Origin of the sequence: Pseudoxanthomonas koreensis (assembly GCF_010093225.1) — a bacterium.
GTDB classification, from domain to species: Bacteria; Pseudomonadota; Gammaproteobacteria; order Xanthomonadales; family Xanthomonadaceae; genus Pseudoxanthomonas; species Pseudoxanthomonas koreensis.
The window spans coordinates 15,538-29,584 of sequence record NZ_PDWM01000025.1; the positions used below are offsets into that span (position 1 = coordinate 15,538).

The 14,047-nt window shown below is 72.2% G+C and carries 12 protein-coding genes; all 12 read left to right on the forward strand.

Going from position 1 to position 14,047, the window contains the following annotated elements; all coding sequences use genetic code 11:
- The first annotated feature begins 4 nt into the window (after positions 1 to 4).
- The 12 genes from rsmH to ftsA are packed head-to-tail and all read left to right on the forward strand — an operon-like array spanning position 5 to position 14,011.
- Positions 5 to 982, forward strand: coding sequence for a 16S rRNA (cytosine(1402)-N(4))-methyltransferase RsmH (gene rsmH / locus CSC64_RS08985; protein ID WP_162434981.1), 978 nt, complete (start codon positions 5 to 7; stop codon positions 980 to 982).
- Entirely contained in the window at positions 979 to 1,242 is a 264-nt protein-coding gene (gene ftsL / locus CSC64_RS08990) for a cell division protein FtsL (protein ID WP_162434982.1), read from the forward strand. The genes rsmH and ftsL overlap by 4 nt, the downstream gene beginning before the upstream one ends.
- Positions 1,239 to 3,089, forward strand: coding sequence for a peptidoglycan D,D-transpeptidase FtsI family protein (locus CSC64_RS08995; RefSeq protein ID WP_162434983.1), 1,851 nt, complete (start codon positions 1,239 to 1,241; stop codon positions 3,087 to 3,089). The genes ftsL and CSC64_RS08995 overlap by 4 nt, the downstream gene beginning before the upstream one ends.
- Positions 3,086 to 4,555 carry a UDP-N-acetylmuramoyl-L-alanyl-D-glutamate--2,6-diaminopimelate ligase gene (locus CSC64_RS09000; protein WP_162434984.1) on the forward strand — a complete coding sequence of 490 codons (1,470 nt, stop codon included), beginning with the start codon at positions 3,086 to 3,088 and terminating at the stop codon, positions 4,553 to 4,555. Before CSC64_RS08995 ends, CSC64_RS09000 begins: the two co-directional genes overlap by 4 nt.
- Positions 4,552 to 5,982 (forward strand): UDP-N-acetylmuramoyl-tripeptide--D-alanyl-D-alanine ligase, encoded by a 1,431-nt coding sequence (locus tag CSC64_RS09005; protein ID WP_162434985.1) that lies wholly within the window; start codon positions 4,552 to 4,554, stop codon positions 5,980 to 5,982. The genes CSC64_RS09000 and CSC64_RS09005 overlap by 4 nt, the downstream gene beginning before the upstream one ends.
- On the forward strand, positions 5,972 to 7,057 hold the full coding sequence (mraY, locus tag CSC64_RS09010; RefSeq protein WP_162434986.1) for a phospho-N-acetylmuramoyl-pentapeptide-transferase: 1,086 nt from the start codon (positions 5,972 to 5,974) through the stop codon (positions 7,055 to 7,057). The genes CSC64_RS09005 and mraY overlap by 11 nt, the downstream gene beginning before the upstream one ends.
- Entirely contained in the window at positions 7,057 to 8,448 is a 1,392-nt protein-coding gene (ftsW, locus tag CSC64_RS09015; RefSeq protein ID WP_162434987.1) for a putative lipid II flippase FtsW, read from the forward strand. Before mraY ends, ftsW begins: the two co-directional genes overlap by 1 nt.
- A gap of 44 nt (positions 8,449 to 8,492) precedes the next feature.
- A complete protein-coding gene (gene murG / locus CSC64_RS09020) occupies positions 8,493 to 9,563 on the forward strand; it encodes an undecaprenyldiphospho-muramoylpentapeptide beta-N-acetylglucosaminyltransferase (protein ID WP_162435012.1) in 1,071 nt (356 codons plus the stop codon).
- A complete protein-coding gene (gene murC / locus CSC64_RS09025; RefSeq protein WP_162434988.1) occupies positions 9,560 to 11,011 on the forward strand; it encodes a UDP-N-acetylmuramate--L-alanine ligase in 1,452 nt (483 codons plus the stop codon). Before murG ends, murC begins: the two co-directional genes overlap by 4 nt.
- Complete coding sequence (locus CSC64_RS09030) at positions 11,008 to 12,009, forward strand: D-alanine--D-alanine ligase (protein WP_162434989.1); 1,002 nt, start codon at positions 11,008 to 11,010, stop codon at positions 12,007 to 12,009. The genes murC and CSC64_RS09030 overlap by 4 nt, the downstream gene beginning before the upstream one ends.
- Positions 12,006 to 12,779, forward strand: a complete 774-nt coding sequence (locus CSC64_RS09035; RefSeq protein WP_162434990.1) for a cell division protein FtsQ/DivIB — start codon at positions 12,006 to 12,008, stop codon at positions 12,777 to 12,779. Before CSC64_RS09030 ends, CSC64_RS09035 begins: the two co-directional genes overlap by 4 nt.
- Positions 12,776 to 14,011, forward strand: a complete 1,236-nt coding sequence (gene ftsA / locus CSC64_RS09040; protein WP_162434991.1) for a cell division protein FtsA — start codon at positions 12,776 to 12,778, stop codon at positions 14,009 to 14,011. Before CSC64_RS09035 ends, ftsA begins: the two co-directional genes overlap by 4 nt.
- The last annotated feature ends 36 nt before the right edge of the window (positions 14,012 to 14,047 follow it).

Here is a 14,047-nt window from a genome sequence, read left to right on the forward strand (position 1 = left end):
CCGGATGCGCACCACGGCGCAGCCCGGCCACCCCGCGGACCCGTCGGCGCCGGCGGCGCACCTGCCGGTGCTGTACGCGCAGGTCATGGACGGGCTGCGTGTGGTCGCCGATGGACGCTACCTGGACGGCACTTTCGGCCGCGGCGGACATGCACGCGGCGTGCTGGAACAACTCGGCCCGGGAGGCCGGCTGCTGCTGATGGACAAGGACCCGGAAGCGATCGCGGAGGCCGAAGTGAATTTCGGCGGCGATGCGCGCGTGTCGATCCGTCGCGGCAGCTTCGCCTCGCTCGGCGGCTGGGAGCAGGCGCGCGACCTGGACGGGATCCTGTTCGACCTGGGCGTGTCCTCGCCGCAGCTGGACGTGGCCGAACGCGGCTTCTCCTTCGGCAAGGATGGCCCGTTGGACATGCGCATGGACCCGGAGTCCGGCGAGAGCGCGGCGCAGTGGCTGGCCCGCGCCGAGGAGCGCGAGATCGCCGACGTGCTGTGGCTGTACGGCGAGGAGCGGCAGAGCCGGCGCATCGCCCGCGCGATCGTCGCGCGCCGCGCGCAGCAGCCGATCGCCCGCACCGCCGAGCTGGCCGAGCTGATCAATTCGGTGGTGCCGCGCGGCAAAGACAAGAGCAACCCGGCCACGCGCAGCTTCCAGGCCATCCGCATCCACATCAACCGCGAACTGGCCGACCTCGAGACCGGCCTCGACGCGGCGCTGGCCGCGCTGCGGCCGGGCGGGCGCCTGGCGGTGATCAGCTTCCACTCGCTGGAAGACCGCATGGTCAAGCAGTTCGTCGCCCGCCACGCCAAGGCGCCGCCGGCCAACCGCCGGCTGCCGCAGGCGGAAACCTTCGTGCCGGCGCTGGCCGACCTGGGCGGCGCGATCCGCGCCGACGAGGCCGAACTGGCCGCCAACCCGCGCGCGCGCAGCGCGGTGCTGCGGGTGGCCGAGAAGCTGGACGGGCAGGGGAGGAAGGCCGCATGAGCCGCCTGCTGCTCGCCGTGCTGCTGCTGGCCACCGTCGCCACCGCGATCGCGGTGGTGTACGAGCGCTACCGCCACCGCCAGCTGTTCGTCGACCTGACCCGGCTGGAGCGCGAGCGCGACGAGCTCAACATCGAATTCGGCCGGCTGCAGCTGGAACAGGCCACCTGGGCCCAGTCCAACCGCATCGACCAGGTCGCGCGCGAGCGGCTGGGGATGAAGTTCCCCGAGGCCGACGACATCGTGGTGGTGCGCCCATGAACGGCCCGGCGCGCGCCAACCGCAACCGCAGCGCGTTCAACCTGCGCGGCCGCATGCTGCTGGTCGGCGTGGCCCTGGGCCTGTGCTCGTTCGCGCTGGTCGGGCGCGCGGCCTACGTGCAGCTGGTCAATTCCGATTTCTACCAGCGCCAGGGCGAGGCGCGCTTCGTCCGCGAGATCCCGATCCCGACCTCGCGCGGCATGATCACCGACCGCAACGGCGAGCCGCTGGCGGTGTCCACGCCGGTGGAGTCGGTGTGGGGCAACCCGCAGGAGCTGATGCGCCACCCCGACCGCCTGCCCGAGCTGGCGCGCGCGCTGGGCGTGCCCGCCGACGAGCTGACCAGCCGCCTGTCGCAGCGCGCGGACAAGGAATTCGTCTACCTCAAGCGCCGGATCAACCCGGACCAGGCCAAGGCGATCCTCGCCCACAACGTGCCAGGCGTGTTCTCGCAGCGCGAGTTCCGCCGCTTCTACCCGCAGGGCGAGGCGATGGCGCACGTGCTGGGCTTCACCAACATCGACGACCGCGGCCAGGAAGGGCTGGAGCTGGCGTTCGACGAATGGCTGCGCGGCAAGCCCGGCAGCAAGCGGGTGATCCGCGACCGCCACGGCCGCATCGTCGAGAACATCGACCTGGTCCGCGCCGCCGAGCCGGGCAAGGACCTGACCCTGAGCATCGACCGCCGGATCCAGTTCCTGGCCTACCGCGAGCTGCGCAACGCGCTGGTCGCCAACAAGGCCAGCAGCGGTTCGGTGGTGGTGCTGGACGTGGCCACCGGCGAAGTGCTGGCGATGGTCAACCTGCCCAGCTACAACCCCAACGCGGTCACCGGCGGCACCCAGGACGCGCACCGCAACCGCGCGGTGACCGACCTGATCGAGCCCGGCTCGACGATGAAGCCGATCACCGCCGCCGCCGCGCTCAACGCCGGCAAGATCACCGCCGCGACCCGCTTCGACACCAACCCGGGCACGATGATGCTGGGGCGGTTCCCGATCCGCGACCACCGCAACTACGGCGTGCTCGACGGCACCGGCATCATCACCAAGAGCTCCAACCTGGGCGCGGTGAAGCTGGCCGAGCCGCTGCCGGACCAGTACTTCTACGAGTTCATCAAGGGCTTCGGCTACGGCAGCGCGCCGCACAGCGGCTTCCCCGGCGAGGCGATCGGTTCGCTGCGCGAGCCGGCGCGCTGGGACGGCCTGACCAAGTCGACCATGGCCTACGGCTACGGCCTGTCGGCCACCCCGCTGCAGATCGCCCAGGCCTACGCGGCGCTGGGCAACCACGGCCAGCTGATCACCCCGACCTTCGTCACGGGCCAGATCAACGAGCCGCGCCAGGCGGTGAAGGCGGAGATCGCCGACCAGGTGCTGAAGATGATGCAGACGGTGACCGAGCCGGGCGGCACCGCCACCGGCGCGGCGATCCTCGGCTACCACGTCGCCGGCAAGACCGGCACCGCGCGCCAGGCCTCCGGCGGCGGCTATGCGCGCCGCTACACCACCACCTTCGCCGGGCTGGTGCCCTCGACCAACCCGCGCTTCGCCACCGTGGTGGTGATCCACGATCCGCAGGCCGGCTCGTACTACGCCGGCCTGGTGTCCGGGCCGGTGTTCCGCGCGGTGATGGAAGATGCGCTGCGGGTGATGGACGTACCGCCGGACGACATCGAGACCTGGCTGGCGGCGCAGGCCCGCGGCGAGGCCAAGCGCCAGGCCGCGCTTCCGCAGCTGCCGCAGGCGCTGGACGAGGGCATGGCCGACGACCCGACCATCCCGCCGCCGATGCAGGCAATGCAGGCAATACATGCGGCTGGTGCCGGCGCGGGAGAACGCCGATGAGCCGCACGATGCCGCTCTCGCGCCTGCTGCCCGACGTCGCGCTGCCGCGCGACATCGCCGTTTCCGGGCTGGTGATGGACAGCCGCGAGCTGCAGCGCGGCGATGCCTTCGTCGCCATCGCCGGCTTCGGCACCCACGGCCTGGCCTTCGCCGCGCAGGTGGAAGAGAAGGGCGCCGCGGCGATCCTGTTCGAGCCGCCGGCGCCGGCCGAATACCCGGCGCCCGCCAACGCCATCGCCGTGCCCGGGCTGCGCTCGCGCCTGGGCGCGATGGGCGACCTGTTCCACGACCATCCCTCGCATGCGATGACCATGGTCGGGGTCACCGGCACCAACGGCAAGACTTCGACCGTGCAGCTGCTGGCGCAGGCCTGGCACCTGCGCGGGATCGACAGCGGCAGCATCGGCACGCTCGGCGCCGGCCGCCACGGCCAGGTGCAGCCGACCGGCTTCACCACGCCGCTGGTGCTGCGCATGCACGCGCTGCTCGGCGAGCTGCGCGACGCCGGGGTGGAGGCGGTGGCGATGGAGGTCAGTTCGCACGCGCTCGACCAGGGTCGCGTCGATGGCGTCCACTACGACGTGGCGGTGTTCACCAACCTCACCCGCGACCACCTCGACTACCACGGCGACATGGCCAGCTATGGCGCGGCCAAGGCGCGGCTGTTCGACCGCGCCGGGCTGAAGGCGGCGGTGCTGAACCTGGACGATGCGTACGGCCACACCCTGCACGGCAGCCTGGCGCCGGGGCTGCAGGCGGTGGGCGTGAGCTCGCGCGGGCAGGCCGGGGCGACGCTGCGCGCCGAGGCCCTGCATTTCGACAACCGCGGCCTGGGCTTCGACCTGGTGGCCGGCGGTGAAGCCCATCCGGTGCGCTCGCCGCTGCTGGGCCGCTTCAACGTCGACAATCTGCTGGCCGTGGCCGGCGTGCTGCACGCCCTGGGCGACGACACCGCGACCATTGCCGCGACCCTGTCGCGGCTGCAGCCGGTGGCCGGGCGCATGAACCGCCTCGGCGGCGACGGCGTGGTGCCACTGGTGGTGGTCGACTACGCGCACACGCCCGACGCGCTGGCGCAGGCGCTGACCAGCCTGCGCGCGCACGCCGAGGCGAAGCTGGTCTGCGTGTTCGGCTGCGGCGGCGAGCGCGACCGCGGCAAGCGTCCGCAGATGGCGCAGATCGCCGAGGCCGAGGCCGACACGGTCATCGTCACCGACGACAACCCGCGCGGCGAGGACGGCGACGCGATCGTGGCCGACATCCTCGCCGGCTTCACCGCGCCGCACGCGGTGACCGTCGAGCGCGACCGCGCCGCGGCGATCGCCCGCGCCATCGGCCAGGCCGGCGCGGACGACATCGTGCTGGTGGCCGGCAAGGGCCATGAGCCGTACCAGGAAGGGGCCGGCATCCGCCATCCGTTCGACGACCCCGACGTCGCGCGCCGGGCGCTGGAGGCACGGGCATGAACCGGCTTCCGCTCTCGCTGATCGCGCACGGGGCCGGTGGCGAACTGCACGGCGACGACGTCCCGGTCGACGCGATCCGCCACGACACCCGCCAGCTGGCGCCGGGCAGCCTGTACGTGGCCCTGCGCGGCGAGCGTTTCGACGGCCACGATTTCGCCGCCGACGCGGTGATGCGCGGCGCCGGCGCGCTGCTGGTCGAGCGCCTGCTCGACGGGATCGAGGTTCCGCAGGTGCTGGTGGAAGACAGCGAGCGCGCGCTGGCGCGGATCGCCGCCGGCATCCAGCGCGACCGCCGCGCCACGGTGGTGGCGATCACCGGCAGCAACGGCAAGACCAGCGTCAAGACGATGGTGCTGGCGGTGCTGCAGCGCGCCGGGCAGGCCTATGCCAACCCGGGCAACCGCAACAACGAGATCGGCCTGCCGCTGGCGGTGATCGATGCGCCCGAGGACGCCGACTTCGCCATCTACGAGATGGGCGCCGGCAAGCCCGGCGACATCGCCTACCTGACCGCAATCGCACGCCCGGACGTGGCCCTGGTCAACAACGTCGCCGCCGCGCACCTGGAGCGGATGGGCAGCCTGCTCGGCGTGGCCCAGACCAAGGGCGCCATCTACGCCGCGCTGGGCGACGGCGGCACTGCGGTGGTGAACGCGGACGATGCCTTCGGCGAATGGTTCGAACAGCAGGTGATCCGCGCTGCCGACAGCGGCCGCAGGGTGCTGCGCTTCGGCCTGGAGGCCAGCGCCGACGTGTTCGCGCGCGAGGTCCAGGCCAGCGGCGAGGGCAGCCGCTTCGTGCTGGTCACCCCCGACGGCGAGGCCGCGGTGGCGCTGGCGCTGCCGGGCCTGCACAACGTACGCAACGCGCTGGCGGCGGCCGCAATCGGGCTGGCCTGCGGGGTGCCGCTGGAAGCGATCGTCGCCGGCCTGGCCGATGCGCGCCCGGTCGCCGGGCGCCAGGTCGCGCACGCGCTGCCCGGCGCGGGGCCGGCGCCGGTGCAGCTCATCGATGACAGCTACAACGCCAATCCCGGTTCGGTGGCCGCGGCGATCGACGCGCTGGCCGCGTCCGGCGACGAGGCCTGGCTGGTGCTGGGCGACATGCGCGAACTGGGTCCGGAAGCGGAGCAGCTGCACGCCGACGCCGGCACCCGCGCACGCCAGGCGCGGATCGCGCGCCTGTACGCGCTGGGCCCGCTCAGCGCCGCGGCCGCGCGCGCGTTCGGCGAGGGCGGCTGCCATTTCGACACGCACGAAGCGCTGGCCGCGGCCCTGCATGCGGACCTTCGCGCGCGCGCGCCGGCGTCCGCGGCAGGCAGCGCGGGCCATGCCCTGCGGGTGCTGGTGAAGGGGTCGCGCGGCAGCGCGATGGACAGGATCGTGACCGCGCTGCTGGCGCAAGGGGAAGCCGACGATGTTGCTTGAACTGGCGCGCTGGCTGCAGGGGCTGGAGAACTTCTTCGGTCTGTTCGGCTACCTGACCTTCCGCGGCATCCTCGCGGCGTTGACTGCGCTGTTCCTGTCGCTGTGGCTGGGCCCGGCGGTGATCCGTCGCCTCGGCCAGCTCAAGGGCGGCCAGCCGATCCGCAGCGACGGCCCGCAGTCGCACTTCTCCAAGGCCGGCACCCCGACCATGGGCGGGGCGCTGATCCTGCTCACCGTGCTGCTGTCGGTGCTGCTGTGGGGCGACCTGCGCAACAAGTACGTGTGGACCGTGCTGCTGGTGATGCTCGCGTTCGGCGCGATCGGCTGGTACGACGACTGGATCAAGATCGTCAAGCGCGATCCGAACGGGCTGAAGTCGCGCTGGAAGTACCTGCTGCAGTCGATCTTCGGCCTGGCCGCCGGCCTGTACCTGTACCTGTACGCCGACGTGCCGGCGGCCACGACCTTCTACGTGCCGTTCTTCAAGTCGATCGCGCTGCCGCTGGCCGGTATCGGCTTCGTCGCCATCGCCTACTTCTGGATCGTCGGCTTCTCCAACGCGGTCAACCTGACCGACGGCCTGGACGGGCTGGCGATCATGCCCACGGTGCTGGTGGCCTGCGCGCTGGGCGTGTTCGCCTACGCCTCGGGTAATGCAGTTTTCTCCAGCTACCTGCAGATCCCGGCGGTGCCCGGCGCAGGCGAGCTGATCATCATCTGCGCGGCGATCGCCGGCGCCGGCCTGGGCTTCCTCTGGTTCAACACCTACCCGGCGATGGTGTTCATGGGCGACATCGGCGCGCTGGCGCTGGGCGCGGTGCTGGGCACCATCGCAGTGATCGTGCGCCAGGAGCTGGTGCTGGTGATCATGGGCGGCATCTTCGTCATCGAGACGCTCTCGGTGATGATCCAGGTGGCCTCGTTCAAGCTCACCGGCAAGCGTGTGTTCCGGATGGCGCCGATCCACCACCACTTCGAACTGAAGGGCTGGCCGGAGCCGCGGGTGATCGTGCGCTTCTGGATCATCTCGGTGATCCTGGTCCTGGTCGGCCTGGCCACGTTGAAGGTGCGCTGATGAACGACCTTTCGCGCCAGGCGACCCGGCTGGAGGCCATCGGCGGCAGCTTCGACCCGTGGCTGCTCGGCGCCTCGCTGGCGCTGGCCTGCCTGGGCGTGGTGATGGTCGGCTCGGCCTCGGTGGCGATCGGCGAGAACCTGGGCGTGGGCCCGTTCCACTACCTGGTGCGGCACGTGCTGTTCCTGGGCGTCGGTATCGCCCTGGCGGCGGTGGCCATGCGCACCGAACTGAAGACGGTGGAGAAGTACAACCAGCTGCTGCTGCTGGGCTGCTTCCTGTTGCTGCTGATGCCGTGGCTGCCTGGGCTGGGCGTGAGCGTCAACGGCGCGCGGCGCTGGATCAACCTGGGCGTGTCGCGCTTCCAGGTGGTCGAGGCGGTGAAGGTGATCTACATCGTCTGGCTGGCCAGCTACCTGGTCCGCTTCCGCGACGAGGTCAACGCGACCTGGGTGGCGATGCTCAAGCCGCTGGGCGTGGCGGTGCTGCTGGTGGGCATGCTCCTGGTCCAGCCCGATTTCGGCTCGGCCACCCTGCTGCTGGCGATCACCGCCGGCATGCTGGTGCTGGGCGGGGTGAACCTGCCGCGGATGTCGCTGCCGATCGTGATCGGCCTGCCGGCGCTGGCCGCGATCGCGATCATCGAACCGTACCGGATGCGCCGCATCACCTCGTTCCTGGATCCGTGGGCCGACCAGCTCGGTTCCGGCTACCAGCTCAGCAACGCACTGATGGCGGTCGGCCGCGGCGAATGGTTCGGCGTGGGCCTGGGTGCGTCGGTGCAGAAGCTCAACTACCTGCCCGAGGCGCACACCGACTTCATCTTCTCGGTGATCGCCGAGGAGCTGGGCTTCCTGGGCGCGTGCGTGGTGATCGGCCTGTACGCGCTGCTGGTCGGCCGCGCCCTGTACCTGGGCCTGAAGTGCGTGGAAATGCGCCGCCACTTCCCCGGTTACATCGCTTTCGGCGTGGCGCTGTGGATCGGCATGCAGAGCTTCGTCTCGATCGGGGTGAACCTGGGCATGCTGCCGACCAAGGGGCTGACCCTGCCGCTGATTTCCTCCGGTGGCTCCAGCGTGATGATGACCTGCGTGGCGATCGGCCTGCTGTTGCGCGTGTCCTACGAACTGGAGCGCGCCGAGCGGCAGCGCGCGGTGCGGCAGGAAGCGATGCCCGCCGGCGCGCCGGCACCCGCCGCATCGCCGACGGCCGGAGCGCCGGCGCCACGCGCGACCGCGAAGCCACAGCCTGCACCCACGCCGGCCCGCGCACCGGCCCGTGAACCGGTGCAGGCACCTGCACCCGCAACGGCGAACGTGCACGGCGCCGCCATCGGCCTGCGCGGCCGCGGCACCTCGCGCATCGAGCCCACCTTCGGGAGCTTCTCGTGAACGCGGCTCCCTCGCACAAGCCCGCACATGGGAGCCGGCCGGTGATGGTGATGGCCGGCGGCACGGGCGGGCACATCTTCCCGGCGCTGGCGGTGGCGCAGGTGTTGCGCGAGCGCGGCGTGCCGGTGGTCTGGCTGGGTGCGGCCGGGGCGATGGAAACCCGGCTGGGGCCGCAGCACGGGATCGAGATCGACACGCTGCCGGTGGCCGGCGTGCGCGGCAAGGGCAAGCTGACCCTGCTGGCCGCGCCGTTCCGGCTGCTGAAGGCGGTCAACGCCGCGCGCGCGGTGCTGCGCCGGCGCCGCCCGCGCGCGGTGATCGGTTTCGGCGGCTTCGCCTCCGGCCCCGGCGGCCTGGCCGCGCGCCTGGCCGGCGTGCCGCTGCTGGTGCACGAGCAGAACCGCGCGCCGGGCATGACCAACCGGGTGCTGTCCAGGCTGGCCCGGCGCACGCTGGCCGGCTTCCCTGGCAGCTTCGAGCGGGAAGAAGTGGTCGGCAACCCGGTGCGCGCGCAGATCGCCGCGCTGCCGCCGCCGGCGCAGCGCTTCGCCGACCGCGAAGGTGCGTTGCGCCTGCTGGTGCTCGGCGGCAGCCAGGGCGCGCGCGCGCTCAACGACGCGCTGCCGCAGGCGCTGGCCGCGCTCGACGGCGTCGCCGTCGAAGTGCGCCACCAGTGCGGCGAGAAGCTGCGTGCCGAGGCCGGACAGGCCTACGCCGCCGCCGGCGTGGACGCGCGCGTGGAAGCGTTCATCGACGACATGGCCGCCGCCTACGCCTGGGCCGACCTGGTGGTGTGCCGCGCCGGTGCCTCGACCCTGGCCGAGCTGTGCGCGGCCGGCGTCGGCAGCGTGCTGGTGCCGTTCGCCGCCGCGGTCGACGACCACCAGACCCGCAACGCCGAATACCTGGTCGAGCACGGCGCGGCGCTGCTGCTGAAGCAGGACGCGCAGCTGGCCGCGAACCTGCTGCCGAAGCTGCGCGAACTGGCCGCCGACCCCGCGCGCCGGCTGGCGATGGCCAGCGCCGCGCGCGGCCTGGCCCGTCCCGACGCCGCCGCGCGCATCGCCGGCATCGTCCTCGAAGAATCGATCCACGAACCTGGAGTTTCCGCATGATCCGCCGCCTGCACGACACCGACGACCTGGTGCGCGCCTTTCCCCGCGTGCACTTCGTCGGCATCGGCGGCACCGGCATGAGCGGCATCGCCGAGGTGATGCTGACCCTCGGCTATGAAGTGTCCGGTTCGGACAACGCCGACAACGCCGCCACCCGCCGCCTGGCGCGCCTGGGCGCGCGCGTGGTCCGCGGCCACTCCGCCGCCAACGTGCTCGGCACCGATTGCGTGGTGGTGTCCAGCGCGATCCGCGACGACAACCCCGAGTTGATGGAAGCGCGCAGCCAGCGCATCCCGATCGTGCCGCGCGCGGCGATGCTGGCCGAGCTGATGCGCTTCCGCCGCGGCATTGCGGTGGCCGGCACCCACGGCAAGACCACCACCACCAGCCTCACCGCGGCGGTGCTCAGCGAAGGCGGGCTGGACCCGACCTTCGTCATCGGTGGCCAGCTGCTGGCCGCCGGCGCCAACGCCCGGCTCGGCGGCGGCCAGTGGCTGGTGGCCGAGGCCGACGAGAGCGACGGCAGCTTCCTGCGCCTGAATCCGCTGGTGGCGATCATCACCAACATCGATGCCGACCACCTGGAGAACTACGGCGGCGACTTCGCCCGCCTGCAGTCGGCGTTCGCCGAGTTCCTGCAGCGGCTGCCGTTCTACGGCCTGGCGGTGCTGTGCATCGACGACCCGGAAGTGGCCGCGCTGGCCGCGAACACCCCGCGCCACGTGATGACCTACGGCACCGCCGAGAACGCCGACGTGCGCGCCGACGACATCGTCCAGGACGGCCCGCGCATGCGCTTCACCCTGCGCCTGCCCGAGGGCGCCACCGTGCCAGTGACCCTGGCCCTGCCGGGCCGGCACAACGTGCTCAACGCGCTGGCCGCCGCCGCGGTGGCCTGGCAGCTGGGCGTGTCGCCGCAGAACATCGCCGCGGCGCTGGAGAAGTTCGCCGGCATCGGCCGCCGCTTCAACGACCTGGGCGAAGTGGCCACCGCATCGGGCGCGAAGGTGCGCGTGATCGACGACTACGGCCACCATCCGAAGGAACTGGCCGCGGTGTTCGCCGCGGCGCGCGGCGGCTGGCCCGAGAAGCGCCTGGTGGTGGCGTTCCAGCCGCACCGCTACAGCCGCACCCGCGACCAGTTCGACGCCTTCGCCGCGGTGCTGTCCGAAGCCGACGCGCTGGTGCTCAGCGAGGTCTACCCGGCCGGCGAAGCGCCGATCCCCGGCGCCGATGCACGCGCGCTGGCGCGTGCGATCCGCGCCCGCGGTCGCAGCGAGCCGGTGGTGGTGGGGCAGGTCGCCGACCTGGCCCACGTGCTGCCCGACGTGCTCCAGGATGGCGACCTGCTGCTGATGATGGGCGCGGGCGACATCGGCTACATCGCCCACCAGATCGCCACCGACGGCTTCGGCGTCGACGGCCCGGCACATGGAGGCCAGCCATGAGCGCGACCCCGCTGCTGCCGCCGCCGCGCTTCACCGACCCGACCGTGTTCGGCCGCGTCGCGGTGCTGATGGGCGGCACCAGCTCCGAGCGTGAGGTCTCGCTGGACTCCGGCCGCAACGTGCTCGACGCGCTGCGCGCGCACGGCGTGGACGCGCACGCGGTGGACGGCATCCAGGCGCTGGTCGAGGCGCTGGCGGCGCAGAAGTTCGACCGCGTCTTCAACATCCTCCACGGCCAGCGCGGCGGTGGCGAGGACGGCGTGGTGCAGGGCCTGATGGACGCGCTGGGCGTGCCGTACACCGGTTCGGGCGTGCTCGGCTCGGCGCTGGCGATGGACAAGATCCGGACCAAGCAGGTGTGGCTGTCGCTGGGCCTGCCGACGCCGCGCTACGCGCACCTGCCGCGCGGCGTGGATGCCGCCACCGTGCACGCCGCCGCGCGCGGCCTGGGCCTGCCGGTGATCGTCAAGCCGTCCTCGGAAGGTTCCAGCGTGGGCGTGTCGCGGGTGCTGGACGAAGCCGGCCTGGACGAAGCGGTCGCGCTGGCCGCGCGCTATCCCGGCGACCTGCTGATGGAGCAGATGGTGGTCGGCGACGAACTCACCGTCGGCATCGTCGGCGACGTCGCGCTGCCCTCGATCCGGATCGTGCCGCGTGGCGAGTGGTACGACTACGACGCCAAGTACGTCGCCGAGGACACCCAGTACCTGTGCCCGGGCCTGGACGGCGAGGACGAACGCCGCGTGCGCGAGCTGGCGCTGGCCGCGTTCCGCGCCGCCGGCTGCAGCGGCTGGGGCCGGGTCGACGTGATGCGCGCGCGCACCACCGGCGAGCCCTACCTGCTGGAGGTCAACACCGCGCCGGGCATGACCAGCCATTCGCTGGTGCCCAAGGCCGCGCGCCAGGTCGGGGTGCAGTTCGAGGAACTGTGCTGGCGGATCCTGGAGCAGACGCTCCCGCGCGACAGCGACGCAACCGCCGGAGGTGCCGCCGCGTGAACGCGCTGCTGCGCATCCTGGCCTGGCTGCTCGCGGTGGCGCTGGTCGCGCTGCCGGTGGTGGCCGTGCTCAACGGCTGGGTCGGCGCCGAGCGCTGGCCGCTGTCGCGCCTGCGCGTGACCGGCCAGTTCGAGCGGGTCCAGGCCGAGCAGCTGCGCGCGGCGGTGGCGCCGTACGCGGCGCGCGGCTACTTCGCCGCGGACCTGGACGGTGCGCGGCGCGCGGTGGCGAAGCTGCCCTGGGTCGAGCAGGCGCAGGTGCGCAAGGCGTGGCCGGACGTGCTGGAGATCCACATCGTCGAGCACACCCCGTTCGCGTTCTGGGGCGAGGACCGGCTGCTGTCCGGGCGCGGCGCGCTGTTCCCGCTGCCGGCCGACCTGGCCGAGCAGCGCCTGCCGCGACTGGGTGGCCCCGATGCGCGCAGCGCCGAAGTGGTGGCGCTCTACAACGAGGCCCGCGGCCTGTTCGCGCCGCTGGGCTACGGCGTGTCGCGGCTGGCGGTGGACGCGCGCGGCAGCTGGTCGATGACCCTGGACAACGGCCTGGAAGTGGTGGTCGGCCGCGACGATGCACGCGCGCGCCTGCACCGCTTCGCGCGCGTGCTGCCGCAGCTGCTGGCCCGGCAGGCGTGGCCGATCGCGCAGGCCGACCTGCGCTACACCAACGGATTCACCCTGGCCCGGGGCACGCCCGGCGCCGCTCCTTCTCCTTCCCCGCAGGCGCCGGCCGGCGCAGCGCGGGCGCAACCCCGGCAGGCGAGCAGTACATGAACCGCAAAGGCGACAAGTCCCTCATCGTCGGTCTCGACATCGGCACCTCCAAGGTGGTGGCGCTGGTGGGCGAGTATTCACCCGGCAACCCGATCGAGGTCATCGGCATCGGCTCGCACGAGTCGCGCGGACTCAAGCGCGGCGTGGTGGTGGACATCGAGTCGACCGTGCAGTCGATCCAGCGCGCGGTCGAAGAGGCCGAGCTGATGGCCGGCTGCGAGATCCGCTCGGTCTACGCCTCGATCTCCGGCAACCACGTGCAGTGCAAGAATTCGCCGGGCATCGTCCCGATCCGCGACGGCGAGGTGACCTGGGCCGACCTGGACCGCGTGCTCGACGCGGCCAAGGCAGTAGCAATTCCGGCCGACCAGCGCATCCTCCACGCGATCCCGCGCGAGTACGTGCTCGACGATTCGCAGGAAGGCATCCGCAACCCGGTCGGCATGACCGGCGTGCGCCTGGAAGTGCACGCGCACCTGGTCACCTGCGCGCAGTCGGCGGCGCAGAACATCACCAAGTGCGTGCAGCGCTGCGGCCTGCAGGTGGACGACCTGATCCTGTCCTCGCTGGCGTCCTCGGTCGCGGTGCTGACCGCCGACGAGCGCGAGCTGGGCGTGGTGCTGGTGGACATGGGCGCGGGCACCACCGACATCGCCGTGTTCATCCAGGGCGCGATCTGCCACACCGCCTCGCTGCCGATCGCCGGCGACCACGTCACCAACGACATCGCGCACATGCTGCGCACGCCCACTCCGGAGGCCGAGCAGATCAAGGTCCGCTACGCCTGCGCGCTGGCGCAGCTGGCCACCGCCGAGGAAAGCATCCAGGTGCCCTCGGTCGGCGACCGCCCGCCGCGGCGGATGCCGCGCGCCTCGCTGGCGCAGGCGGTGCAGGGCCGCTACGAGGAGATCTTCGAGATGGTCCAGGCGGAACTGCGCCGCTCCGGCTTCGAGGAGCTGGTCCGCGCGGGCATGGTCCTGACCGGCGGCGCCTCGAAGATGGAAGGCGTGATCGAACTGGCCGAGGAAATGCTGCAGATGCCGGTGCGCATCGGCATCCCGCAGCACGTGTCCGGCCTGGGCGAGGTGGTCGGCAACCCGGTCCATGCCAGCGGCGTGGGCCTGCTGCTGATGGGCAGCCAGATCGAACACCCGCGCCGCCCGTCGCTGCCCAGCGGCCGCGCCGGCAGCTTCTTCAGGAAGATCTTCAAGTGGTACGGCGGCGAGTTCTGACGATGCACCCCGCGGCGCATGCAATGCCGCGGCTTT